This is a genomic window from Staphylococcus nepalensis (assembly GCF_002442935.1).
Classification (GTDB): Bacteria; Bacillota; Bacilli; order Staphylococcales; family Staphylococcaceae; genus Staphylococcus; species Staphylococcus nepalensis.
This window is the reverse complement of the sequence record NZ_CP017466.1, coordinates 496666-520265: the sequence shown is the minus strand read 5'-3', so window position 1 is coordinate 520265 and position 23600 is coordinate 496666. Positions and strand designations below refer to the sequence as shown.

Sequence of the window (23600 nt, the reverse complement as noted above, 5' to 3'; positions counted from 1 at the left end):
TATATTATAGGGTAAACAAATATTGAAGGAGGCGCTACAATGTATAAAAATATATTACTAGCTTATGATTTTGATAATTCATTTAATAACGTCCCAAATGAATTACAAAATTTAACTACTGGTGTTGATGACGCCAAAATCACTATTTTCAATGTTATTCCTGAAGGAGATTTACAAACTTCTGTGCGTTATGATGGCGTACATTTTAAAGAATTAGCAGATGAAAAAGGAAAAACGTTAACACCCTTTGTTGAAAAATTAGAAGAACTGGGGTTAAAAACGCAAGTAAAATTCAGTAGCGGTTATATTAAACAAGCCATACTGAAAGAAATCGAAATGCATCATTATGATATTATTGTTATGAGTAATAAACGCGCGAAGTCAGATATTAAAAATGTGTTAGGAAACGTAACACACAAGATTGCTAATAGCGCAAATATTCCTGTCCTTATCGTAAAATAATAACCTATAATAAATTAAAAACTCATTGTTCATATAAATAACGTCTCATATGACGTTACTTAAAGACCAATGAGTTTTTTTATATAGTGAAAGAAATCAAACGACGCCTGACTTAGCTATCCTTGGGGCATTTGTGTTAAATAAGTTTCAATAACTTGTAACACCCCTGACTCGTCATTAGAGGGTGCGCGGTAATTTGCAGTTGCAGCAACTTCTGGGCTGCAGTTTGCCATCGCATAACTGTAAGGTGTTAAGGCTAACATTTCAATATCATTATTAGCATCTCCAAAAGCTAGCAATTCATTCGTTTGTATTCCCCAGCTGTCCAAAAGTGCTTCAATCGCGACGCCTTTATTCACTTTAGGAAGTATGATATCCAAACTATCATTGCCACTTGTCACAGCTCTTAGTTTCTCGCCATATTTGTTTTTCAAGCCTTGCATTACATTTTCTAAAAGTGTTTGATCTTTAATTCTAAGTGCCATTTTAACAAATTCATCTTGATTAATACTTTTAAAATCTGAAACCTTTTTTATATGATAATAATATTTATATAAAAATGACAAGAAATCATCGCTAACATAATCCAACACATACGCCGTGTTTAGGCCACTTAATACTACGTCTTGAATATGGTAATGGTTTATAATTAAATCTAAGACGTCAGCCACAAGGTGTTTATCAAAATAATGCGCTGTCACTAACGCCTCATTTTGATAAGTCACTGCGCCATTTTCAGCTACATAGGTTATCTGATTGTCTTTTTCAGGAAAAAATGAACGTAATTGTGCGTATTGATTACCACTCGCAACTATAAATTTAATATGTTTTTCTATCATTATTTCAAAAAGTTGATTAAAATAGCGTTCATCAAATGTATTATCAGATTTAAAAAACGTGCCATCTTTATCGACTGCTATTGCTTTTATCACATGCTACACCTTCCATTCTTGTACAAATCCTTATGACTTTGATTTTCTCACATTCCCAGACACACCACAACGACATTAAATAAACAAAGCACCATAGCAGCATGCATCTATGATTCACACTTTTTCTAATCTTTCCATTATTATTTAATACACAATCACTTGCTTTCCCTTAGCAGTTACACCACATAACATTCATTTTAGTATGAATGATGTGCGTCGATATGTGACATGCTATGATTCATTCATGATGCCTATTAATCGTGCGCTTCCATTTTTGTTAACGTTCTAATGCTTTCTAAATTCACTTGTTTTAAAAGTTGTTCGTAAGTGTTAAGTGCTTTTTTAGTTTCTATCTCACCTGCATCTGTTAAATAAATATACATGGCTCTTTGATCTTCTATACATTCTTGTCTATAAACAAACGCAATTTCTGTTTTTTCCATTCTGACAATCAGTCTAGACATAGCGCTTTGGCTTAAATCTACCACTTTAATTAAGTCATTTATTTTATACTTTTTATTTTCTGATTTATAAATTTCATATAAAACGTAAAATTCTTTAAGACTTAAATGGTATTGCTCTTTTAATTTTCTTTCAATCATCATTTCAATATAGTGTATATATTTGGTCATTTTAATCCAGTTGTCTATCTTTTGTTCTTTGTTCATCGTACATCTCCCCTAATTCAATCGAAACTTACCATTATTAAATCATACATTTCAATTATGTTATATCAAAAACAGCTTTGTTTTTAATTTGCCATTTTCTATCAGCAACATTTTTTATAAAATTCGAATCATGTGATGTAAATAATATAATTCCCGGATACTTATTCATAAACTGCTCTAATGCTGTGATTGTTTTTATATCTAAAAAATTAGTCGGTTCATCTAAAATAAGCATATTGGCTTTGGTAGAAAATAATATAGCTAAAGATAACTTAGTTCTTTCACCACCACTTAAATCTACACAAGAACGATCTAACGCTTCATTTAGTCCTAGATTATTTAAAATAGCACGTGCAAACGATGAGGTTGCGCCCGTTTTTTCAATTAAATATTGTAATAATGGTACATCATACATATCTTGGTAAGAAAGCTGTTGATAATATGCCATCTCAATTTTAGGTGAACAATCAATACTTGGGTCGCGCTGGTAAATCGTTTCAAATAAAGATGTTTTACCACTACCATTTTCCCCAATAATCGCTATATTTTTCGCATAAGGTATCTGAAAACGAGCATGTGATAATATGTCGTTACCTTCTTTGATAATATTCAAGTCTTGTGCAACGATCGGGTAATGATTATGCACATCATAGATTTTACTATGTGGAAATTGAAACTGATTTTCAGCTTGTGGTTTTTCGATTTTTTCTAATTGCGCCATGCGTTTTTCAATATGTTTAGCTTGCTTCTGTGTTGCTTTTTCAACTGTATCTTTTTGTTTAGAGCCGCTTAAACGGTCGGGCGACATACTTTTACTTTTATGTTTTGCAGAAGCCGTTTGGATTTGTTGCGCTTTTTTACGTTTATTATCACTTGCGTGCGCTAATCGTTTCTTTTCATTTATATAATTGTCATATTGCCTTTGTTGCTCCATATTTTCTAGTCCCAACTGACGCTCATACTGCGAATAGTTCCCTTTAAATACGCGTATTGTACCATCATTTTGTATGTCCCATATCGTGTCTACAACTTCATCAAGTAAGTCTCTATCATGACTCACTATAATTAAAGTGCCATAATAAAATTTTAGTGTCTGAATCAGATAATCAACACTCGCATAATCCAAATGATTGGTCGGTTCATCTAACAGTAGTATTGGGCTATAATTTGAAATAACAGTTGCGAGTTTGTACTTCGCCTTTTCGCCGCCGCTCATTTTACCAATTTCTGCCATAGGTAGCTGAAGTTCACTTAAAATACTGCCATCTAACGTATTTATCTCAATATTTTCTGGCGTATCTATTTGTTTGAAATATTGTATCTCTTCCTTAACATCAACGCTACCCTTTTCTACTAGGCTAGGTTGTGTGATCATGTTGAGTAATGTTGTCTTCCCAGTACCATTATTGCCAATCACTCCAATTTTTTCAAATTGATAAGCATATAAATTTTCTATTTTTAAAAAACGAGTATCAGTCAGTGATTGGTTAATCTGATGTAATTTGATTGTATATTGTTCCATGTTTAGTTAATACACTCCTTAAAATTAAAGGTCGTGTACGCAAAAAAGAGACAGGTTTCTCCCGTCTCATCCGCTATATAAATCATAAATGTTCTTTTAAAAAGATACTGAAATTTATAACTTATATTTAATTTTAGGAAAAAATGACATACTTCTCCCTATGAGATATCCTTGCGAACAAGACCTTTTTGAATGATTTAAATTATGCGTTATTCAAAAAGGCAATTCTTAGTCTCATAGAAGCTGTCATTTTAATCCTCCTTTTTCCATCAATTTATATAATGTAATATAACATTTTACATTATATTTCTCAATCAATGTACACATTTTGTTTTCATTTCACTTTAAATATCATTAAAAAACCATTCCAGCGTGTGTATCACCTAACCTAAAAACAATCGTGCGTCTACAAATGTTTGAGTTGATAATCACTACTAAAATGGTTTTATAATTTTTAATTAACTATTGTTTCAATAATTGTTTTTTCAAATCTTTACGCTCGTATTCTAAAGAATATGGATCATTTAACCAATAAATACCTTCATCTACTTTAATTGTATGTCCATTTTTGACAGCTTCGGTATTTTTCCATATATCTTTGTTTTCAAATGATAATTTACTTCCTTTGGCGACTGGCGTTACAACGTAATCTCCTGCCATGTCTGGAAGTTCTTCTTCAGATATATCAGCTAAATCATTTTTCTTAGTCGCTTGTTCTACGGTTTTTGGCATGGTTAAACCGAATGCATCATATAATACTTCACTACCGTGACCATATGTTTTACCAAGCGCATACACTTTTTTATCAAAATCTTTAATGATTGATACAGTCGTATCTTCCCCTATTGCATCTTTAATAGCTTTACCATCATTTTCTGTCTTTTTATTCCACTTATCAATCCATGCATTCGCTTTATCTTCTTTACCTACTATTTTTCCTAATGCCTGATGTTGTTCTTTATAATCATGTTTCATATAATCAAAGGCGATGGTTGGTGCTACTTTATTTAATTTTTTCAGGTTTTTATCCGTATTGTACGTAATAATTAAATCTGGTTTTAACTTTGCGACGCTTTCTACATTTTCAGCATCTACTTTTTCTACATCTTTAAATTTATCTTTTAATACTTTACTATCATCTACAATATCTGCAACACCAACAATATTTGCATCGAGTTGTTCTAAACCACCCGCGTATGTTGCGCCAAGTACAACAATACGTTTAGGGTTTTTTGGAATTTTTACTTTATCGCCTGAATCTTGAACGTACGTTTTTGTTTCGCCCTCATTCTTAGATGACTTGTTATCAGACTGATTACTACATGCTGACAACACCAAAATAAGCGCGAGCAATGGTAATAATATTTTTTTCATTCTTAAATACTCCCCTTTTCGATATATTTATAATTGAGTCAGAGACAGATGTCTAAGCCTTGAATCATGTTTCGTTCTCATATCCAAGCGATAATTGTTTTGAGATCATAGTCGGTTACTATGTACGTTACATTTCGAACTTTCTCTAGTTTCTATCCATAGGTTTTTGAGGCTAAGACAATTCATTATGTCCGATGTGCTTATCTCAATTGAATGGCTTTTACTTGTTAATCATAAAACAGCATACGCTTTAATAAATAGAGAGTAACTCTTTTGTATACTTATCACGTTGGTCATCAAACAAATCACCTATAGGAAAATCATCGACGATTTCGCCATCTTTCATAACAATCATACGCTCAACAAATTGATTTAAAAATGCAATATCATGAGAAATCATAAGTATACCTTTATTTGTTTGGTCGTAGTAATCTTTTAATACTTTAATCATTCTTTGTTCCGCTATAACGTCTAAACTTGCTGTAATTTCATCACAGATTAACATATCCGGCTCTAACATTAAGGTCCGTATCGTGTTAAAGCGTTGCAGTTGGCCTCCACTTAATTCGTCTGGAAATTTTTCTAGTAATGCATTTTCTAATTGCATATACGCCATTAAGTGCTCAAGTTTCTTACGAATAGATGCCGGGGAGTGTGTACCTTTATAATATTGTATAGGTTCTTCTAATGCTGTGCGTATTTTAAATTTAGGGTTAAAGCTATCATATGCATGTTGAAATATCGGAAGCATACTTAAGCCTTGCGTTGAAAAGTGGCCTTGGTAATGAGTTAACAAACCTAACATGACATGTGCTAAAGTGGTTTTACCAGAACCGCTTTCGCCGACAACGCCCACCTTTTCGTTTGGTGCTATGGTTAAATTGATATCTTTTAAAATTGGGGCTTGTTTATAAGCAAAGCGAATATGTTTCAACTCAATCATAGGCGCCATCCTTTCTTAATTGACTCCGTGCATCAAATAGTTCCAGGCTATACGGCTTCACATGCCGATTTTTAAAAGCCTGAACATGATTAAAATCTATTAATTTACCGTGTTGAATGACATTAATCCAATCACTAAAACCAAGAACATGAGATAAATTATGCGTGATAATCAATAAAGTCACTTGGTGAACGTCGGCTAAGTGTTTGATTAAATGCATTAAATTATAACCAGTTATTGCATCTAAAGATGACGTAGGTTCGTCAGCAATAATAACACTTGGGTTCAGCATTAAGACACTCGCTATTTGCACCCTTGCTAGTTGCCCGCCAGATAAACTAAAACGGTAGCGTTTCATCACGTGTTCTGGATTTAAATCTACCCATTTAAGCGCTTGTGTTACAAACTTATAAGCCACCGTTTTATCTACTTTGTAATGCATTTTATAAATCGCAAGTAATTGTTTTCCTAATTTGGTATGGTCATTAAAACTATGTGTGTAATCTTGGGATATAAATCCTATTTCTTTGCCTAATAAATGATGCATATTAGTAATTATTTCACCTTTATAATGTAATGCATCAAATCGCGTCGTTAATGTATCAGGTACTTGTTGTACTAATGCCTTTGCAGTCAAACTCTTACCAGAACCACTTTCACCAACCAATACATTTACCTTACTCTTACGTAATGCTAAATCAAGATGGTGTATAAGTGTTTTGCCCTTTCGTTCTTTTATAGTTAGGTTTAAGATTTCCAAAACGTTAATATTAGCCATCTATATCACGCTTTCCTTTTAATAATTTATCTCTTAATGCGTCACCAGCTAAATTAAACAATAAGATAGTGATTGTAATTAAAAATGCTGGCACAATCAATAGTAACGGGTAAGCATCAATATAATCTCTACCTGCATTGAGCATTGCACCCCATTCTGGAGAAGGTGGTTGTGCACCTAAACCTAAAAAGGATAGAGAAGAAATATAAAGAATAATTTTACCAAAATCTACTGTCATCAACACAATCATTGATGGCATCACTTGTGGTAAAAAATGTTTAAAGATAATGATGTGGGTTGGCACGTTAAACAACCTAGCCATTTGTATATAAGGTTTTTCAACTTCACTACTCACAATCGATCGTGTGAGGCGAGTATACGTCATCCATTTTATAATCGTGATTGCTATAACTAAATTCCAAATACTTGGTTTAAAGAAACTTGCCATGGCAATCATTAAGACAAATTCTGGGATACTCAATCCGATGTCAATAATTCGCATAATAATAGTATCAACAATACCTCTTTTATATCCTGCTAAAAGTCCAAGTGGGACACCAATAATTACAGTGATTAATAAAGTGATTAAACTGATCACTAACGTATATCTAGCCCCCACAATCACTCTCGATAGTAAATCCCGTCCATAGTCATCTGTACCTAACCAATGTGTACTACTTGGTAACTCTAATGCATTTCCGAGATGTACCTCTAGTGCGCTATTCATCGATACAAAAAACTGAGCTACAACTAATACCAAGAAATACAGCAAGAATATATATAAAATTAAATTTCGTTTATTTATTCTTTTCATTAAATTTCACCATCCTGTTGGTGACGTTTTAATGCATCCTTTGTCCTATTAAAACGACGTTTAGGATCAAGCCATAATAGTAATAAATCACTAATCGTGTTGGCCAGCACAACAAAGAAACCAATCATAATAACTGCACCTTGTACTACTGGATAATCTCTCGCTCTAATACTGTCTACAAGAAAATGACCTACACCAGGGATACCAAATAAATTTTCAATAACCACAGTGCCTCCAATCAAACTTCCTACAGACATACCTAACACAGTAATGACAGGTATAATGGCAGGTTTAAATAAATCTTTCCATAAAATGTAGCGCTCCGACATGCCTCTTAATCTTGCCGCTTCCACTTCTTTTGAATTATAAAGTTCTATCAAAGTGGAACGCATCAACCTTACATAATAGGCACTCATGCCTATACTTAATGCTATGACAGGCAAAATATAACCAGCCATTGAATCTAAACCAGATGACGGTAATACATCTAATTTTTGAGCAAATACATAAATAAATATGGTTCCTAAAAAGAAGGAAGGAATACTGACCGTAAATGAAGTCAATATTCTGATCCAAGTATCCAACCACGTATGATAATATTTCGCAGCCACAATACCCAATGGTAGCGCAACTACAAACACAACAATAATAGTTAGTACTGCTATAAATACTGTCGGTGGCGTGTAGAAAACTAATTCTTTAATTACAGGTTCGCCAGTCTGATAACTCGTACCAAAGTTTAATTGTACGATTTGTCCTAACCATTGAAAGTATTGAACTATAGGAGATTGGTTAAGTCCTAATCGTTCTTTAGTTTCTTCTATTTGGTCATTTGAAACATTTGCTACATCTAAATGTAAAACTTTATCAACTGGATCGCCAGGCGTAAGTTTCATTAAAATAAAAGTGATAGTAGAAAGGACAAATAATACGATGATCATTTGTCCAATTCTAGAAAGTATATTTTTTAATATCATTCTTTTTTATCTACCTTATAATCAATAAGATAAATACCTTCTGGTGTTGCTTTTAAGTTTTCTACATCTTTACTCATACCGACGATATTATCGTTGTAAGAAATATAGCTATTTGCTAAATCTTCATGTGTAATATCTAAGATTTGATTTGTGATTTGATGACGTTCATCTTTACCTACCGTTTTATTTAATTCATCAATTAATGCTGTGACTTTTTCATTATCATAACCACCTGCATTGATTGCACCTTCAGGTTTATATGCTTGGTTAAAGAAATATCCTGTGTCGCCTCTTGGAATCGTACCAAAACTATAAAGCGACGCATCCCATTGGCTTTGATCGTCAAGATATCCTTGAATGTCGTCTACATTACGCAATTGGATATCTATATTCGCTTTTTTAGCGTCAGATTGTATAACTTGTGCCATTTTCGGTAGTTCTGGTCGACCATTATAAGTTGACACCGTCAATTTCAATGGATGTTCTTTCGTATAGCCTGCATCTTCCATTATTTTCTTAGCTTGAGCAATGTCTTGTTTTTGTACTTTTTGGCTTTGAATAAAGTCTAATTTAGTATTAAATGGACCTGTGGCAGGCTCTGCGTAGCCTTTCGACACATTTTTTGTAATACTTTCACGATCAATGACTTTATCTAATGCTTCCCGAACTTGTTTAGTCATTTTATCGCTTGAATGATTATATAATAATAGCGCTGTTCTAAATCCAGAGACAGAAGAAACTTTTGTCTTATCACTATCTTTGAGTGACTTCACTTTTTCGACTGGTAAATCTGTGATTACATCTGCTTTTCCAGAATCTAAATTACTTGTACGTGCATTACCGTCTTCTTGGTATGTAACGTTGATATGGTCTAATTTAGGTTTACCTTGCCAATAGTCCTCATAACGATCTAGCTGTATCTTTTGTGATTGTTTATAATTTTTAATTTGATATGGCCCTGTACCTACAGGTGTTTTATTAACGTCACCTTTTGCTTTGGTATCATAAATAGCTGAGAAAGGACTAGCTAATTCTGAAATTAATTCAGGGTACGCTTCTTTCGTGTTTATCTGCAGTTCCTGCCCATCTACTTTAATATCTTTGATAGGCAATGAACCTTTGACTAAATCACTTTTTTTAATACTTTCTTCTAAACTCGCTTTAACGGCTTCTCCAGTCACTTTTTTACCGTTTTGGAATTTAATATCGTCTTTTAAAGTTAAATTTAACTGTGTTGGTGATGTTTGTTCGTATGATTCAACTAGCAATTTTTGCACTTTTCCGTCTGCTGTAGCTTTAAACAGAGACTCTGCAGCGCCTATTTTCACTGGGACATCCGTTTCATATGGTGCGATTGATGTGGTCTTGAGTGGCAACTCCACATCTAAAGTCTTACCTTTAGATTGGCTACCAGAACCGCTACAACCAGCTAAAATAACTGCTGTCGAAGCTAATACTGTGATGAGTTTCTTCATAAGCATACCTCTTTCCAAAAAAATTTATATTCAATTAATATCTTTTAATCAATCATGTCTATGATTATTATACTGCCATCGATAATTTAATTAAACACTCATTCTTCACTTTCTTCTGCTTTCTGGACACTCATACTATTACCTGCAAACAGCATAATCCATGTTGCTATAATAAACGGCAATGTAAAGACCGGTAAGCCAAATGGTGTTAGCAATGTAGTCATGCCTGCATGTATAACAACGGTGAGTAATACACCAAGTATAATACTCATATAACGAGGGATTCTCGTTTTAAATGCAATTCCCAATGCTAATACAGTAAGGATGACATTATAACCAAATAAACCATCATTAATTTGATCATGGTTCGCACCCAGCACTGTTACTGCTGCAAAGCCAATAACATTGGCAATGATAGCGAACATGCCAGCTTTTCTTGAAGCAATCAATATACCAATTAATATTAAGGCACCTGCTAAAACATTTTTTAATAAAAACACTTCACTAAAGCCTGATAAAAAAGCACTTACAAACTGAATACTATGGCCTGAAAAAGTAATTTCTTGTACTGTATCAGGTAATATTTTGACGTCTGCATTTACAAATCTAAATTGAAAGGACATCAATAAGACGACCCAACTAACAAAGACGTATGGCATCGTCAACATCGGTACTCCAAAGGGTTTAAAAAATTCTCTGAATGCAGAACCTAACGGCATAGTAATAATGACAGCTATTAAGACAATCAATAAGCTATACCATGCTGGCACTAAAAACAATGTCAATGCAATTGCTGTAAGTACTGGATTAAATCCGGCTAAACCAGTATTTATTTCTTCTTCCGAATAATTTGTATGCTTAGCTAACAATAAAGATATGATACTAGCTATTAATGCCATTAAGCCTACTTGCCAACTTCCTATAAAAAGGCCTAATAAAATAAACAAACCTGTCCATGCATTGTTTAACAATAAGACCTGCGCGATATTTTTCAGTAAAATCTGAATCGCATTCACAATGTCACCCGATTTCTATAAAATTTACGTTAACAATGATATACCAAACAACCTAAAATGAAAAGTCTCGCAATTAATTGTGCAATTTTTCAGTTATATCATTTGAAATGAATGTGTAATCCTTGTAGTTGCTTATTTTTACGTTTATTATTGAATTTGTAAGCACATAAAAAGATTATATTTATCATTTTTTATCATTTTTTGAAAGGTAGTGAAAATTGTGCATTTTACACAACGTGAACAAGATAAGTTAATGCTAGTCATTGCATCTGATTTAGCACGTAGACGTCAACAAAGAGGCTTGAAATTAAACTATCCTGAAGCAGCCGCAATCATCAGTTTTGAATTACTAGAAGGCGCAAGAGATGGAAAATCTGTTGCAGAGTTGATGAGTTACGGTAAACAAATATTAAGTGAAGATGATGTAATGGAAGGTGTTGCTGACATGTTAACTGATTTAGAAATTGAAGCAACCTTCCCTGATGGTACAAAACTAATTACTGTCCATCATCCAATAGTCTAAAGGGGGTTATATGATGAAACCAGGTGAAATTATTGTTAAACGCACAGAAATCGATGTTAACAAAGGCCTACACGCTACAGTAATTAATGTTAAAAATACAGGAGACCGTCCTATACAAGTAGGTTCTCATTATCACTTTTTCGAAGTAAATCCTGCATTAGATTTTGATCGTGAACAAGCGTACGGGAAACGTTTAGATATTCCTGCAGGTGCTGCGGTTCGTTTTGAACCAGGCGATGAAAAGGAAATTCAATTAGTTGAATATAAAGGAAAACGCAATATTTTTGGTTTCCACGGAGAAGTAAATGGCCCTATCGATGAAACACGTGTGTATAAACCAGAAGACGATTCCAAAGAAACAGAAATTATCGATGAGTCTAATTTATCAGAGGAAAATGCTAATAAAGAAAGTGGGTATAACAGATGAGTTTTAAAATGACGCAATCTCAATATACGAGTCTTTATGGTCCGACTATCGGTGATTCAGTTAGACTCGGTGATACAAACCTATTTGCAAGAGTCGAAAAAGATTATGCTACGTATGGTGATGAAGCTACATTTGGTGGAGGTAAATCCATCAGAGATGGTATGGCTCAAAATCCTAACGTAACAAGAGACGACAAAAAAGTAGCAGACTTAGTTATTACCAATGCGCTTATTCTCGATTACGACAAAGTAGTCAAAGCAGATATTGGTGTTAAAAACGGGTATATTATGAAAGTTGGTAAAGCGGGTAACCCTGATATCATGGACAATGTGGATATTGTGATTGGTGCAACAACGGATGTTATTGCTGCAGAAGGTAAAATCATAACTGCTGGTGCTATTGATACACACGTTCACTTTGTTAACCCAGAACAGTCGCTCGTAGCACTAGAAAGTGGTACAACGACTTTAATCGGTGGTGGTACAGGTGCTTCTGAAGGTTCTAAAGCAACCACTGCTACGCCAGGACCATGGTATATCCATCGTATGTTAGAAGCTGCAGAACAAATCCCGTTAAACGTTGGGTTTACTGGTAAAGGCCAAGCTGTGAACCATACAGCATTGGTTGAACAAATCCATGCTGGCGTTATCGGACTTAAAGTCCATGAAGACTGGGGTGCAACACCTTCTGCTTTAGATCATGCATTACAAGTTGCAGATGATTATGACGTGCAAGTGGCACTACACGCAGACACATTAAACGAAGCTGGATTTATGGAAGAAACGATGGCTGCTGTTAAAGACCGTGTATTACACATGTATCACACAGAAGGCGCTGGTGGTGGTCACGCACCTGACTTAATTAAATCAGCTGCTTACTCAAATATCTTACCTTCCTCAACTAACCCAACTTTACCATTCACACATAACACGGTTGATGAACATTTGGATATGGTTATGATTACCCACCATCTTAACGCTTCTATTCCAGAGGACGTTGCCTTCGCAGATTCTCGTATCCGTAAAGAAACGATTGCTGCAGAAGACGTATTACAAGATATAGGTGTATTTAGTATGGTAAGTTCTGACTCTCAAGCTATGGGCCGTGTTGGCGAGATTATAACACGTACTTGGCAAGTCGCTCACCGCATGAAAGAACAACGTGGTGCACTCGAAGGAGACAGCGAATATAACGATAATAACCGTATTAAGCGTTATATTGCTAAATATACAATTAACCCAGCAATTACGCATGGTATTTCAGACTATGTTGGCTCTATCGATGAAGGTAAGCTTGCAGACATTATTATGTGGGAACCAGCGTTCTTTGGTGTTAAACCTGATGTAGTACTTAAAGGTGGTATGATTAGTACTGCTATTAACGGTGATGCTAATGGTTCTATCCCAATTTCTGAGCCTTTAAAATATCGTAATATGTATGGTCAATTAGGTGGTAACATGCAAAGTACATCAATCACTTTTGTTTCATCAACTGCTTACGAAAACGATATCGGCAGAACATTGGGATTAAATCGTAAATTAAGACCTGTTAAAAACATTCGTAATTTAACTAAAGCAGATATGAAAAATAATAACGCTATGCCTGATTTAGATGTAGATCCGCAAACTTATGAAGTATTTGTCGATGGTGAAAAAATAACAAGTGAACCAGCTACTGAATTACCATTAACGCAACGTTATTTCTTATTCTAGGAGGATAAAATATGATCATCGAAGAAATTAAAGGTAATATCGCAAATCTTTCGCAAGATGAAAAAAATAAACATGTTGAAAAAGTTTACCTTGAAAATTCTGACTTAGTTAAACGTATTCAACGTGTAACTACAGATCATGGTAATGAAATTGGTATTCGTTTAAAACAACCAATTGATTTACAATATGGCGATATCTTGTATCAAGACGATACCAATATGATTATTATTGATGTCAATTCGGAAGATCTTTTAGTGATCAAGCCACGTACCTTACAAGAAATGGGCGATATCGCGCATCAATTAGGTAATAGACACTTACCTGCTCAATTTACAGAAACAGAAATGCTTGTACAATATGACTATTTAGTAGAATCATTGCTGAAAGATCTCGGCATACCTTATAGTCACGAAGACCGAAAAGTAAACCAAGCATTCAGACATATAGGTCATTCTCATGATTAATCACGCATATTTACGCCTATTTCAATTTTGTGATTCTCAATTTCCGACTGGTGCTTTTAGCCACTCATTCGGACTTGAAACATATATTCAGCGAGATATTGTTCATGATGAAGCATCATTTAAACAATGGCTTGAATTGTTCTTAACTGAACAACTTTCGTTTGCTGACGGTTTAACTATGCGTCTTGTCTATGATGCGCTTAATGAAAATGATACAGAAAAGATATTATATTTAGATAAAATACTTTTCGTACAAAATTTGCCTAAAGAGACTAGGCAAGGTTCAAAACAAATGGGCAACCGCATGGTCAAGCTAGCAGCAGAGCTTTATGATAGTGAATGGATAACGTGGTACCAAAAACAAAACAAAGAGAAGAAAGCCAAATTGCATCCCGCAATTTGCTTTACGATGCTCGGCCATTATCTTGGTGTCGATATAGAAATGATTATAGATTATTATTTATATCAAAACGTATCGAGCTTAACTCAAAACGCTGTTCGTGCCATTCCTTTAGGACAAACGGCCGGACAACGTATCGTCCATGATATGATTCCTTTCATGAAAGAAACAAGAGATCATATTATGACGTTAGACAAGTCACAATTAGGTATCACTGCACCCGGATTAGAAATCAACCAAATGGAACATGAAAATGTAAACGTAAGAATTTTCATATCTTAGGAGGGCAATTTAAATGACAGAGACAGTTAAAATAGGTGTCGGTGGCCCTGTAGGTGCAGGGAAAACGCAACTTATTGAAAAATTAGTAAAACAATTATCTAAAGAGTTTAGTATTGGTGTAATTACTAATGATATTTATACAAAAGAAGATGAAAAAATCTTAGTTAACTCAGGCGTATTGCCTGCAGATCGCATTATTGGCGTTGAAACTGGAGGATGTCCACACACAGCGATTCGTGAAGACGCCTCTATGAACTTCGCTGCAATCGATGAATTAAAAGAACGTAATGAAGATATTGATTTAATCTTTATTGAATCTGGCGGAGACAACCTAGCTGCAACGTTCAGTCCAGAGCTTGTTGATTTTTCAATTTACATTATCGACGTTGCTCAAGGGGAAAAAATCCCTCGTAAAGGTGGGCAAGGTATGATTAAATCAGATTTCTTTGTAATTAATAAAACTGATTTAGCGCCTTATGTTGGTGCATCCTTAGATCGTATGGCAGAAGATACAGAAACATTCAGAGGCAAACGTCCATTTGCATTTACTAACCTTAAAACAGATGAAGGGCTAGATAAAGTAATCGAGTGGATTGACCAAGATGTCTTTCTTAAAGGTTTAGCTTAATGGCTGATTCAAAACAAAAATGGACTGGTGAACTTGATTTAACCGTTTTTCATAACGGAAAAAAATCAGTTGCACGTGATATCTTTTTTGAAAAAGCGTTAAAAGTCATACGACCAGTCTACTTAAACGGCTCGGATATCCCTACATTTTATATCGTGAATGTGGGCGGCGGTTATTTAGATGGTGACCGTTATAAGATGGATGTCACTGCAGAAGAAAATGCAAGTGTGATTTTAACATCACAAGGTGCTACAAAAATCTATAAAACATTAAATGATCATGTCGAGCAATATCAGAACTTTACGATTAAGGATAATGGCTATATTGAATATGTAGGTGACCCAATTATTGCATTTGAAAATGCTAAATTTTATCAACATAACACATTTAATCTAAGCCCTAAAGCGTCATTATTCTATACAGATATATTGACGCCAGGTTATTCAAAAGAAGACAAAGATTTCACATACACTTATATGCACTTGTTAAATGAAATTTATGTGGATGATGAACTCATTACCTTTGATAATATGTTGCTTGATCCAACTAAAAATAAAGTTGGTGGTTTAGGATATATGGAAAACTATACGCACTTAGGTTCATGTTATTTCATACATCCTGAAGTTAACCAAAATCTTATAGACGATGTGTACGATCAAATTAAACATTATCAAAAAGAATATGATTGCCGTTTTGGTATTACTCAAATACCGACACACGGTTTTAGTATTCGAATATTAGCAAATAAAACGCAAATCATCGAGCGTATTTTAAATACAGTACAAACGTATGTTGGAAACCATATTTTCGATCGAGAAGTCAATTTCTTAAGAAAATATTAACTTTTATGTTTTAAATATGCATGAAGGATAACAATGTTATATAAAAAAAAACAGTCCGAGACATCTATGTGTGTCTTGGACTGTTTTCATATAGTCAGTAGCTGACTAGGATAAAAAACATTTATATTAAACTTTTAAGCATCGCTTCTTAATTTATGAATTAGTATGCCTCATGCAATGCTTCAACGCTTACATTTTCCCTACTTATCCTTGTCGGAATGGTACAACGAAATCATTTTAGCAACAATTGATTTCTGCCCCGTTCCTGCTTTTTAAATTATATTAAGCAACCACACTAAACTAATGACTAACAATACAATTGTCACAATATAAATAGCTAACTTTTCCGCTTTATTTAACGACTTTTCTTTATGTGTAAATAAACTAAATAAAGATCCGTCTTTACCCATAAGTAACGCTATGGAATAAACAAGTAAAATTATAGCTATAATTAACACTAAAAACGCGACGTATACCATTCACTTTTACTCCTTTGGATTTAATATTTTTAGTTTCATATACATTCATTTTACCTTAATATTTATGCTACAAAAATATATAGCTATTACAGACTATCCTTTACATATCTTGAAATGATTTACCTTGTTTTTTGATACGTTTCATCTTAAATGGTGCATAAATTAATACGATGATAATAATAATTCCCATATATCCTATGACTGGATAGAAGAATGTCATTAAATCTGTAAAACCTGCAAAACTAATGACGAAACCAATTAAAGTGAATATCGTATAAAATATTTTAAATTGATTCGTTTCAATTTCAGTGAAACGTGTAGCTAACGAATAAAACATGCCTAAACAAGTATTAAATATCATTAAATAAACAACAATTGACATAAATACACCTAAAATAGGGGAAATATCATTGACTAAGCCGAGCATTGGTAATGGTAAATGCCCCACTGTTTCAATTTTAGAAAAAATTGCTAAGTGGCTTACCATAATCATTAATCCTAATACAAAACCACCAGCTAAACCGCCCCATGCAGCAACTTTACTATTTCTCTCATTACCACCCATAACGATGGACATAGATGCGCCTAGTCCCACATTAAGTGAGACATAATTAACGCCTGCAATAAACCAATGTGGTACAGCTGATTTATGACTTTTAGCTAATGTATCTAATTCACTAAACGAACCTGACATCGTAAATAAACAATATATAGCAACGATGATAATGCAAATAATCAATAGCGGAGTAATGTTACCAATTACTTTCACCACGCTATCTACGCGTAGCATACCAAATAGCAGCACTAATATAACCATGAGCGCAGTACCATACACGGCTGGTATACCAAATTGTTGTTCAAAATTTGAGCCTCCGCCTGCAAGCATAACGACACCAAATCCAAATAAAGCAATGATTAGTACAATATCTACTAGCCATGCAATGACTTTGCCAAATACTGTACCACCAGTCAATTTATGTATAACGTCATTGTGTCCCTCAGCTTTAAATTTACTACCTAACCAAACCAACATCATACCTACATAGGCGAATAACACGGTAGAAACAACGCCTGCAAGTATACCAGCAGTTCCGAAACTCGTAAAATACTGTAATATTTCTTGCCCTGAGGCAAATCCTGCACCCACGATAATACCAATGAATGCACTACCTATTAAAAATATCCTTTTCATATAAATCTCCTTCGCTAATGTTAAGTTAAAACCACTTTCAAGCATTCACAAACGTTTGGAATATAAATAAATATTCTCTATACTCTTTTGATATTAGCTATAATAACTGAATTGATTATACACTTTAAGTTTTTAAAACGCTATTTGTAAAGCACTTCACGCTTATATCATTTTCTAGTTACTGAAGCCTTAGCAGGACAACACAAGCTTTAAAAGTATAGGATTTCTATTCCTTTCCATCTCCCCTTTGATTCCATAATTATAAATGATTATATAAATAACAAACATTTAAATTTGCAAGCGTTTACATTATTATAATAACTCACTTAATATTCTTTATCAATTTACTTCATTTTTAATGATGTATATTAAAATATAGAAATGATGTTAACATGTTTGTTGCATGCAATCATTCCTGAATTCAATCAATTTACTAACTTAAACTGTTGATTGCTGTTACAATAATATAGGTTACGATTAAATTTATATTATAGGAGTGATCTTGTGACAGAGGAATACATTTATAAAAACACGGTGCAACCATCTTGGATAGATCATAATAACCATATGCATGATGCACAATATTATTCCATTTTCAGTGATGTAGTCGTTGGGTTTTTTGAATCAGTCGACCTATATGTTTCTTATCGACAGACGCACGAAATTACTATTTTCAGTTTAGAATCACATATATCATTTTTGAAAGAACTTTTATTAGATGATGCGTTTTACGTTAAAGTACACATTTATGATTATGATACAAAAAGAGTACATTTATTTCTCACTATGTATAATGGCAAAGATGAGCGCGTCGCTACATATGAAGTCATAATGATCGGTGTTAGTCGTGTTACACGTCGTAGTATGTCATTCCCTCAGGCCATCTTAGACAAAATCGAATCAGCTTATCATGTTCAACCAACTTTTGAAGCACCTACACAATTAGGCCATGTCATTGGTATTACTAGAAAATAAAAGATACTACTTGAAACTTTTTAACTAAAACAAGCGTAACACAGACGTCCATACTTTAATTTCTGTGTTACGCTTGTTATTCTAGCTAATCAAACATATTTATTACGCTTTAAACATATAATAAAGACTTTCTTTGGTAAATGATAGATGTTGGTCATATGATCCACCACGATGGCCGTTCAAATCGATTAAATAGCCAATATTTAAATTCATTAACTGCGCAATTAATGTACGTACAAAATATTCTATTTTAACATCACGCATTTCACCTTGATCAATCAGTCGTTGGACCATTGGTTTTAAATTACTTACAAGACGTTTATTAAATATTTCAAGCACCACAGATTGAAATACTTCGCTCGTCATTGCTTCATTTAATATTACCTTCAGCAGTAACCTATTTTTATACATGAATTCAGAACGATTATCCACGAACGTGTTTATAAACGAACTCAAAGTATTTGTAGCTTTCAACTCATTCATAAATTCCATAGCGACAGTTGGGGCTATATTATCTTTGATTACAGGAAGCAACCCTGCATATAGAAGTGATTCTTTATTTTTAAATTGTTTATATACTGTACCTTCAGCTACACCTGCTCTTTTAGCGATATCACTTGTACTCGTCTTGTTATACCCTTTTTCACTAAAAAGTAAGAGTGCGCTTTCGATAACTGAACGTTGCTTTTCAGTTAAATGATTTAATTTAGGTACAATTTCTTCAACTATAGCTTTAATATTTCGATTCATGTTCATTCCCACCTATACTTAAACTTTTCTATACCGCTTCATACCTAGCACGTTTAAAATCAATAACAACACAAAAATGCCAAATAGTACGCATAAATGGATATAAATATCTTGTATTCCAAAGCCTTTAATCATTACATCTTGAATAGCTTGTCCTGTATAAAACAGCGGCATGACATGTGCGAAGTATTGTAACCCTATATTCATTGATGACACAGGTATTAACCCTGCAAATAGCACTTGAGGAACGATTACAAGTGGTATAAATTGGATCATTTGAAATTCTGAAGATGCGAACGTTGATAAGAGTATACCGAATGTTAATGCTACGAGCGCAGTTAATATAGTTGTAGCTAGCACTAACCAAACCGAGCCCTCTACAGCGATGTTTAATACATATATTGCATATATGACCACTACAAACGTTTGAATCACGCTAAACATGCCGTATCCCATAATATAGCCATAAATAATATGACTCCGTTTAATAGGTGAAGCTAATAAACGTTCTAAGGTACCTGATGTTCGTTCTTTTAATAAACCAATACCAGAAATTAAAAAAGTAAAGAAGAACACGAAAAATCCTATTAAAATTGGGTTTATCATATCAAAATAAGTAGCATCGTCACTACCATATAAATAATGCGTATTCATTCCTATTGGCTTACCTACATTTTGTTCATTACCTGATAAACTTTGCGCCATTTCAGGGTTATTAGCTGCTTGTGATTTGATATGATTTAAAGCTTCTTTTAATGATTCTGTATTTTCTTTCATTTGATTCATATTATGATTCATAAGCCATTGTTGATTAGCTGAGCTCATTACACCTCTATCTGTTGGATTATCATTTGCAAAGGTAACTTCTAACTGATCATTTTCCATATAAATAAACCCTGTTAAGTTATCTTCTTTAATTTTGTGTGCAATATTTTGGCTATTGTTAAATGATTCAGTAGTGATATCTTGACCATGCAATTCGTTTACCAGTGATTGGGGGACGTCATGCAGCCCTACCTTGACGCCATTTGTATTATCTGAAACCGTAAATATATAATATAATAGCGTTAATATTAAAAGTGGTGCTACAAGGAGTAACATTAGCGTACGCACATCCCTAATCGTCTGTTTAAAAATACGCTTAGCAATATAAAAGGCATTCATATTTAATCCTCCATTTTCAAGAATACTTCTTCAATCGTATCTGCTTGATATTGATCTTTAATATGCTGTGGTGTACCCATAGCAATAATTTCGCCGTGGTTCATAAGTAAAAGTTTGTCACAGCGCGTTGCTTCATCCAATACATGTGTAGTGACAAGAATACTTTTTCCTTCTAATTTTGCTGCGTTTAAATCTTCCCATACGGCTTGCCTTAGTTTAGGATCGATGCCTACTGTCGGTTCATCTAGAATCAATATCTTAGGATTTTGTAAAAAACTAATAGCTAAAGACAACCTACGTTTCATTCCACCAGAATAGGTTGAAACTTTTTTATCTAATGACGCTTGTAATTTCACCATATCACTACATATTTTCACACGCGCTTTAATGTCTTTTCTTTTTTTGATATAAATACTACCAAAGAATTCCAAATTCTCTCTTCCAGTTAAGTCTTCATAAAGCGCATCACTTTGTGCCATATAACCAATATCCATTAAAGTTTTCCTGTTTGGCATTTCAACACCATCTATTGTCACTCCGCCGCCATCTAGGTTTTCCATGCCCAACATACACTGAATTAAAGTTGTTTTACCAGTCCCAGATGGACCAATCAAACCAACAATTTCACCCTTTTCAAATGAAATATTTATATCTTTGAGCACTTTTTTATCACCAAAATTTTTACTTACGTGATTCACTTCAATCATCATCAACACCCCACTTCTTTCTTAGTGAGTAAACGCTCACTTTGAAAGCATCTTACCTCTTTTTTTACAAAGTGTCAAAATAGCAATGTTTTTCATGACGAATTTAGCATTGACTTTGACAATCAACGATATAATTGTTATTTTTAGATAGAACGGTCATTCTACTAAGAAAGTGTGAGATTATTGTCACAAAAAAGGCAAGATATATTATCAACTGCTGAACGTTTGTTTTATGAATATGGGTTTCGTGGCGTAGGCTTAAAACAAATTATTCAAGAAGCTAATGTCGCCACTATGACTTTATATAATCACTTTGATTCTAAGGACAATTTAGTCGAAGCAGTATTAAAACAACGTGAAGCTAGATATTGGTACTATTTAGACAGTTACGTAGAGAAGCAACCAAATCAGCCTTTTATCTCAGCAGTGAAAGCACATTGCGAATGGCTCAACGACCATTCATATAAGGGTGATATGTTTATGAGAGCGATTGAAGATTATGCATACACAGATAATGAAATTGAAAACATAGCTCGAGGGCATAAACAACGTTTATTAAATTATTTAGAAAAACTTGCGAATGATGCAGGCATCGTTAACGGTTTAGATCTAGCAATTCAATTTACACTATTACTTGAGGGCACAACGTCCATGACAGCCTTACTTGGCTCTAAAAAAGCAACATCACATGCTATAACAATGGCTGATTTATTACTTAACGAGGCTCATAAAGGCGTTTAATTTTTAAACGAGATCGAGAATAATTTATTTTATAACTCATCTCGTATTTTTTAAACCGGAAAATAGAATGAACATTCTATCTAATAAAGGAGGAATTTGTAATGAAGTTTTCTAAACTTGTGTTCCCTGGTATCGCTATGATAGCGACAACATATGGTTTAGGCCGTTTTAGTTTTGGGTTATTTCTACCAGAAGTCACTAATGATTTACATTTAACTGCTTCACAATCTGGTGTTATTTCATCTTTATTTTATTTAGCCTATTGTTTTACTATTATTTATTCTACGCTACAAACAGATAAAATTGGCCCTAAACGTATGATTATGCTTGCCGGTTTTTCTGTATTGATTGGTTTGGTCGGTATTGGATTTTCACCGAACGCAATCATTCTATCCATCGGCGTTATTTTTGCAGGTGCAAGTACAGGCTTAATTTCCCCACCTTATGGTTATACCATTTCTTTATGGATTAAAGTCCATGAACAAGGGAAAGCGAATACTTGGATTAATTCAGGTACAAGTATTGGTTTGATGTTCACTGGTATTACAGCAATGTTTGCTTTTATAGATTGGAGACAAACTTACTTTGTTTATGCAATATTAGCGCTTGCTGTTTTAATTTGGAACTACCTTATTATTCCTTCATTGAAAGAAGATATAAATATTCATACCGGTTCATTTAATATACGGGATATATCAGCTAGTACACGTATCGTGATAACCTCCACGTTGTTAGGAATTTCAACAGCTACTTTTTGGACATTTTCTAAATCATTTGTGCAAAATACAGGAAATTATTCTGATTTCGCCCTTTCTATCTTTTGGATTCTAATTGGATTATTTGGCATGATAGGTGGTATATCTGGCGCAATAATTGATAAACGAGGTCTTCATTATGCGTTTAATTTAGGTGTCATTGCACTCGCAATTGCAACGATTGCGCTTGCTTTCACTCCAAACATTTGGTTAATTCCATTTGTATCTGCCTCTTTATTTGGAATGAGCTATATATTCTTAACGGGTGTACTTCTAGTTTGGGGTATTAAAATATTTGTTAAAAACGCTTCTCTTGGTATAGGTATCCCTTTTTTAATGTTAGCTGTTGGACAAGTTATTGGTGCCTCATTGGCAGGGTTATTAATTGATGCATTTAATTTTATGTATACTTTTATTATTTATGGTGTCATTGGATTTATTCCACTTTTCATTTATCCTAAAGTTAAATTAGAAGAAAACCAATTACCAAAAGGAGACTACAGCCAACTCCAACACCAAAACCCCGAAATTATAAACCATGAACATATAGAGGACAGTGAAACGCACCATACAGATCATCAATATTACTAATTAAGCA

The 23600-nt window shown here is 33.8% G+C and carries 26 protein-coding genes; 11 read left to right on the top strand and 15 right to left on the bottom strand.

Going from position 1 to position 23600, the window contains the following annotated elements:
* The first annotated feature begins 39 nt into the window (after positions 1–39).
* A complete protein-coding gene (locus BJG89_RS02220) occupies positions 40–462 on the top strand; it encodes a universal stress protein (RefSeq protein ID WP_096808339.1) in 423 nt (140 codons plus the stop codon).
* Positions 463–578: 116 nt separating this feature from the next.
* Here BJG89_RS02220 and BJG89_RS02215 read toward each other — a convergent pair whose 3' ends face one another.
* The 10 genes from BJG89_RS02215 to yut all read right to left on the bottom strand — a co-directional run bounded on the left by BJG89_RS02215 (position 579) and on the right by yut (position 10961).
* Positions 579–1394 (bottom strand): Cof-type HAD-IIB family hydrolase, encoded by an 816-nt coding sequence (locus tag BJG89_RS02215; protein ID WP_096808338.1) that lies wholly within the window; start codon positions 1392–1394, stop codon positions 579–581.
* Between the two features lie 254 nt (positions 1395–1648).
* A complete protein-coding gene (locus BJG89_RS02210; RefSeq protein ID WP_096808337.1) occupies positions 1649–2062 on the bottom strand; it encodes a transcriptional regulator, SarA/Rot family in 414 nt (137 codons plus the stop codon).
* 55 nt (positions 2063–2117) lie between these two features.
* Positions 2118–3584, bottom strand: coding sequence for a ribosomal protection-like ABC-F family protein (gene abc-f / locus BJG89_RS02205; protein ID WP_096808336.1), 1467 nt, complete (start codon positions 3582–3584; stop codon positions 2118–2120).
* A gap of 462 nt (positions 3585–4046) precedes the next feature.
* Entirely contained in the window at positions 4047–4958 is a 912-nt protein-coding gene (locus BJG89_RS02200) for an ABC transporter substrate-binding protein (RefSeq protein WP_096808335.1), read from the bottom strand.
* Positions 4959–5208: 250 nt separating this feature from the next.
* On the bottom strand, positions 5209–5901 hold the full coding sequence (locus BJG89_RS02195) for an ABC transporter ATP-binding protein (RefSeq protein WP_096808334.1): 693 nt from the start codon (positions 5899–5901) through the stop codon (positions 5209–5211).
* A complete protein-coding gene (locus tag BJG89_RS02190; RefSeq protein WP_096808333.1) occupies positions 5894–6679 on the bottom strand; it encodes an ATP-binding cassette domain-containing protein in 786 nt (261 codons plus the stop codon). Before BJG89_RS02190 ends, BJG89_RS02195 begins: the two co-directional genes overlap by 8 nt.
* Positions 6672–7493, bottom strand: coding sequence for a nickel transporter permease (nikC, locus tag BJG89_RS02185; RefSeq protein ID WP_096808332.1), 822 nt, complete (start codon positions 7491–7493; stop codon positions 6672–6674). The genes BJG89_RS02190 and nikC overlap by 8 nt, the downstream gene beginning before the upstream one ends.
* Positions 7493–8470 (bottom strand): nickel ABC transporter permease, encoded by a 978-nt coding sequence (gene nikB / locus BJG89_RS02180; RefSeq protein WP_096808331.1) that lies wholly within the window; start codon positions 8468–8470, stop codon positions 7493–7495. Before nikB ends, nikC begins: the two co-directional genes overlap by 1 nt.
* Entirely contained in the window at positions 8467–9951 is a 1485-nt protein-coding gene (nikA, locus tag BJG89_RS02175) for a nickel ABC transporter substrate-binding protein (RefSeq protein WP_411756576.1), read from the bottom strand. Before nikA ends, nikB begins: the two co-directional genes overlap by 4 nt.
* 92 nt (positions 9952–10043) lie before the next feature.
* Positions 10044–10961 (bottom strand): urea transporter, encoded by a 918-nt coding sequence (gene yut, locus BJG89_RS02170; RefSeq protein ID WP_096808329.1) that lies wholly within the window; start codon positions 10959–10961, stop codon positions 10044–10046.
* A gap of 220 nt (positions 10962–11181) precedes the next feature.
* Here yut and BJG89_RS02165 point away from each other — a divergent pair, with 220 nt between their 5' ends.
* From BJG89_RS02165 to BJG89_RS02135, 7 genes are read left to right on the top strand one after another with little or no spacing between them, the layout of a single operon-like run.
* A complete protein-coding gene (locus tag BJG89_RS02165; protein ID WP_046206693.1) occupies positions 11182–11484 on the top strand; it encodes an urease subunit gamma in 303 nt (100 codons plus the stop codon).
* A gap of 13 nt (positions 11485–11497) precedes the next feature.
* Complete coding sequence (locus BJG89_RS02160) at positions 11498–11911, top strand: urease subunit beta (RefSeq protein WP_096808328.1); 414 nt, start codon at positions 11498–11500, stop codon at positions 11909–11911.
* On the top strand, positions 11908–13623 hold the full coding sequence (gene ureC / locus BJG89_RS02155; protein WP_096808327.1) for an urease subunit alpha: 1716 nt from the start codon (positions 11908–11910) through the stop codon (positions 13621–13623). The genes BJG89_RS02160 and ureC overlap by 4 nt, the downstream gene beginning before the upstream one ends.
* Positions 13624–13634: 11 nt before the next feature.
* Positions 13635–14087 carry an urease accessory protein UreE gene (gene ureE / locus BJG89_RS02150; protein WP_096808326.1) on the top strand — a complete coding sequence of 151 codons (453 nt, stop codon included), beginning with the start codon at positions 13635–13637 and terminating at the stop codon, positions 14085–14087.
* The gene (locus BJG89_RS02145) at positions 14080–14769 is read left to right on the top strand and encodes an urease accessory protein UreF (RefSeq protein ID WP_096808325.1); all 690 of its coding nucleotides are present in this window, start codon (positions 14080–14082) and stop codon (positions 14767–14769) included. The genes ureE and BJG89_RS02145 overlap by 8 nt, the downstream gene beginning before the upstream one ends.
* A 13-nt stretch (positions 14770–14782) precedes the next feature.
* Positions 14783–15397, top strand: a complete 615-nt coding sequence (gene ureG / locus BJG89_RS02140) for an urease accessory protein UreG (protein WP_096808324.1) — start codon at positions 14783–14785, stop codon at positions 15395–15397.
* The gene (locus BJG89_RS02135) at positions 15397–16239 is read left to right on the top strand and encodes an urease accessory protein UreD (RefSeq protein ID WP_096808323.1); all 843 of its coding nucleotides are present in this window, start codon (positions 15397–15399) and stop codon (positions 16237–16239) included. The genes ureG and BJG89_RS02135 overlap by 1 nt, the downstream gene beginning before the upstream one ends.
* Positions 16240–16511: 272 nt before the next feature.
* Here BJG89_RS02135 and BJG89_RS02130 read toward each other — a convergent pair whose 3' ends face one another.
* Entirely contained in the window at positions 16512–16718 is a 207-nt protein-coding gene (locus tag BJG89_RS02130) for a hypothetical protein (RefSeq protein WP_096808322.1), read from the bottom strand.
* A gap of 100 nt (positions 16719–16818) precedes the next feature.
* Positions 16819–17910 (bottom strand): YkvI family membrane protein, encoded by a 1092-nt coding sequence (locus tag BJG89_RS02125; protein WP_096808321.1) that lies wholly within the window; start codon positions 17908–17910, stop codon positions 16819–16821.
* A 504-nt stretch (positions 17911–18414) separates the two neighbouring features.
* Between BJG89_RS02125 and BJG89_RS02120 the strand changes: the two genes are divergently transcribed.
* The gene (locus tag BJG89_RS02120; RefSeq protein ID WP_096808320.1) at positions 18415–18885 is read left to right on the top strand and encodes a thioesterase family protein; all 471 of its coding nucleotides are present in this window, start codon (positions 18415–18417) and stop codon (positions 18883–18885) included.
* 102 nt (positions 18886–18987) lie between these two features.
* Here the strand turns inward: BJG89_RS02120 and BJG89_RS02115 are convergent, their stop codons facing one another.
* From BJG89_RS02115 to BJG89_RS02105, 3 genes are read right to left on the bottom strand one after another with little or no spacing between them, the layout of a single operon-like run.
* The gene (locus tag BJG89_RS02115) at positions 18988–19635 is read right to left on the bottom strand and encodes a TetR/AcrR family transcriptional regulator (RefSeq protein WP_096808319.1); all 648 of its coding nucleotides are present in this window, start codon (positions 19633–19635) and stop codon (positions 18988–18990) included.
* An 18-nt stretch (positions 19636–19653) separates the two neighbouring features.
* Entirely contained in the window at positions 19654–20799 is a 1146-nt protein-coding gene (locus BJG89_RS02110) for an ABC transporter permease (protein WP_096808318.1), read from the bottom strand.
* Between the two features lie 2 nt (positions 20800–20801).
* Entirely contained in the window at positions 20802–21506 is a 705-nt protein-coding gene (locus BJG89_RS02105) for an ABC transporter ATP-binding protein (protein ID WP_096811190.1), read from the bottom strand.
* Between the two features lie 183 nt (positions 21507–21689).
* On the opposite strand from BJG89_RS02105, the gene BJG89_RS02100 reads away from it, so the two are divergent.
* Both BJG89_RS02100 and BJG89_RS02095 read left to right on the top strand, forming a co-directional pair.
* Positions 21690–22247 (top strand): TetR/AcrR family transcriptional regulator, encoded by a 558-nt coding sequence (locus BJG89_RS02100; protein ID WP_096808317.1) that lies wholly within the window; start codon positions 21690–21692, stop codon positions 22245–22247.
* Positions 22248–22348: 101 nt separating this feature from the next.
* Positions 22349–23593 carry an MFS transporter gene (locus tag BJG89_RS02095; RefSeq protein WP_096808316.1) on the top strand — a complete coding sequence of 415 codons (1245 nt, stop codon included), beginning with the start codon at positions 22349–22351 and terminating at the stop codon, positions 23591–23593.
* Positions 23594–23600: the final 7 nt, after the last annotated feature.

Coding starts and splice junctions, on each gene's coding strand:
- BJG89_RS02220 (WP_096808339.1), top strand. CDS start 40: ATGTATAAAAATATATTACTAGCTTATGATTTTGATAATTCATTTAAT.
- BJG89_RS02210 (WP_096808337.1), bottom strand. CDS start 2,062: ATGAACAAAGAACAAAAGATAGACAACTGGATTAAAATGACCAAATAT.
- abc-f (WP_096808336.1), bottom strand. CDS start 3,584: ATGGAACAATATACAATCAAATTACATCAGATTAACCAATCACTGACT.
- BJG89_RS02200 (WP_096808335.1), bottom strand. CDS start 4,958: ATGAAAAAAATATTATTACCATTGCTCGCGCTTATTTTGGTGTTGTCA.
- BJG89_RS02195 (WP_096808334.1), bottom strand. CDS start 5,901: ATGATTGAGTTGAAACATATTCGCTTTGCTTATAAACAAGCCCCAATT.
- BJG89_RS02190 (WP_096808333.1), bottom strand. CDS start 6,679: ATGGCTAATATTAACGTTTTGGAAATCTTAAACCTAACTATAAAAGAA.
- nikC (WP_096808332.1), bottom strand. CDS start 7,493: ATGAAAAGAATAAATAAACGAAATTTAATTTTATATATATTCTTGCTG.
- nikB (WP_096808331.1), bottom strand. CDS start 8,470: ATGATATTAAAAAATATACTTTCTAGAATTGGACAAATGATCATCGTA.
- nikA (WP_411756576.1), bottom strand. CDS start 9,951: ATGCTTATGAAGAAACTCATCACAGTATTAGCTTCGACAGCAGTTATT.
- BJG89_RS02160 (WP_096808328.1), top strand. CDS start 11,498: ATGAAACCAGGTGAAATTATTGTTAAACGCACAGAAATCGATGTTAAC.
- ureC (WP_096808327.1), top strand. CDS start 11,908: ATGAGTTTTAAAATGACGCAATCTCAATATACGAGTCTTTATGGTCCG.
- ureE (WP_096808326.1), top strand. CDS start 13,635: ATGATCATCGAAGAAATTAAAGGTAATATCGCAAATCTTTCGCAAGAT.
- BJG89_RS02145 (WP_096808325.1), top strand. CDS start 14,080: ATGATTAATCACGCATATTTACGCCTATTTCAATTTTGTGATTCTCAA.
- ureG (WP_096808324.1), top strand. CDS start 14,783: ATGACAGAGACAGTTAAAATAGGTGTCGGTGGCCCTGTAGGTGCAGGG.
- BJG89_RS02135 (WP_096808323.1), top strand. CDS start 15,397: ATGGCTGATTCAAAACAAAAATGGACTGGTGAACTTGATTTAACCGTT.
- BJG89_RS02130 (WP_096808322.1), bottom strand. CDS start 16,718: ATGGTATACGTCGCGTTTTTAGTGTTAATTATAGCTATAATTTTACTT.
- BJG89_RS02125 (WP_096808321.1), bottom strand. CDS start 17,910: ATGAAAAGGATATTTTTAATAGGTAGTGCATTCATTGGTATTATCGTG.
- BJG89_RS02115 (WP_096808319.1), bottom strand. CDS start 19,635: ATGAATCGAAATATTAAAGCTATAGTTGAAGAAATTGTACCTAAATTA.
- BJG89_RS02110 (WP_096808318.1), bottom strand. CDS start 20,799: ATGAATGCCTTTTATATTGCTAAGCGTATTTTTAAACAGACGATTAGG.
- BJG89_RS02105 (WP_096811190.1), bottom strand. CDS start 21,506: ATGATTGAAGTGAATCACGTAAGTAAAAATTTTGGTGATAAAAAAGTG.
- BJG89_RS02095 (WP_096808316.1), top strand. CDS start 22,349: ATGAAGTTTTCTAAACTTGTGTTCCCTGGTATCGCTATGATAGCGACA.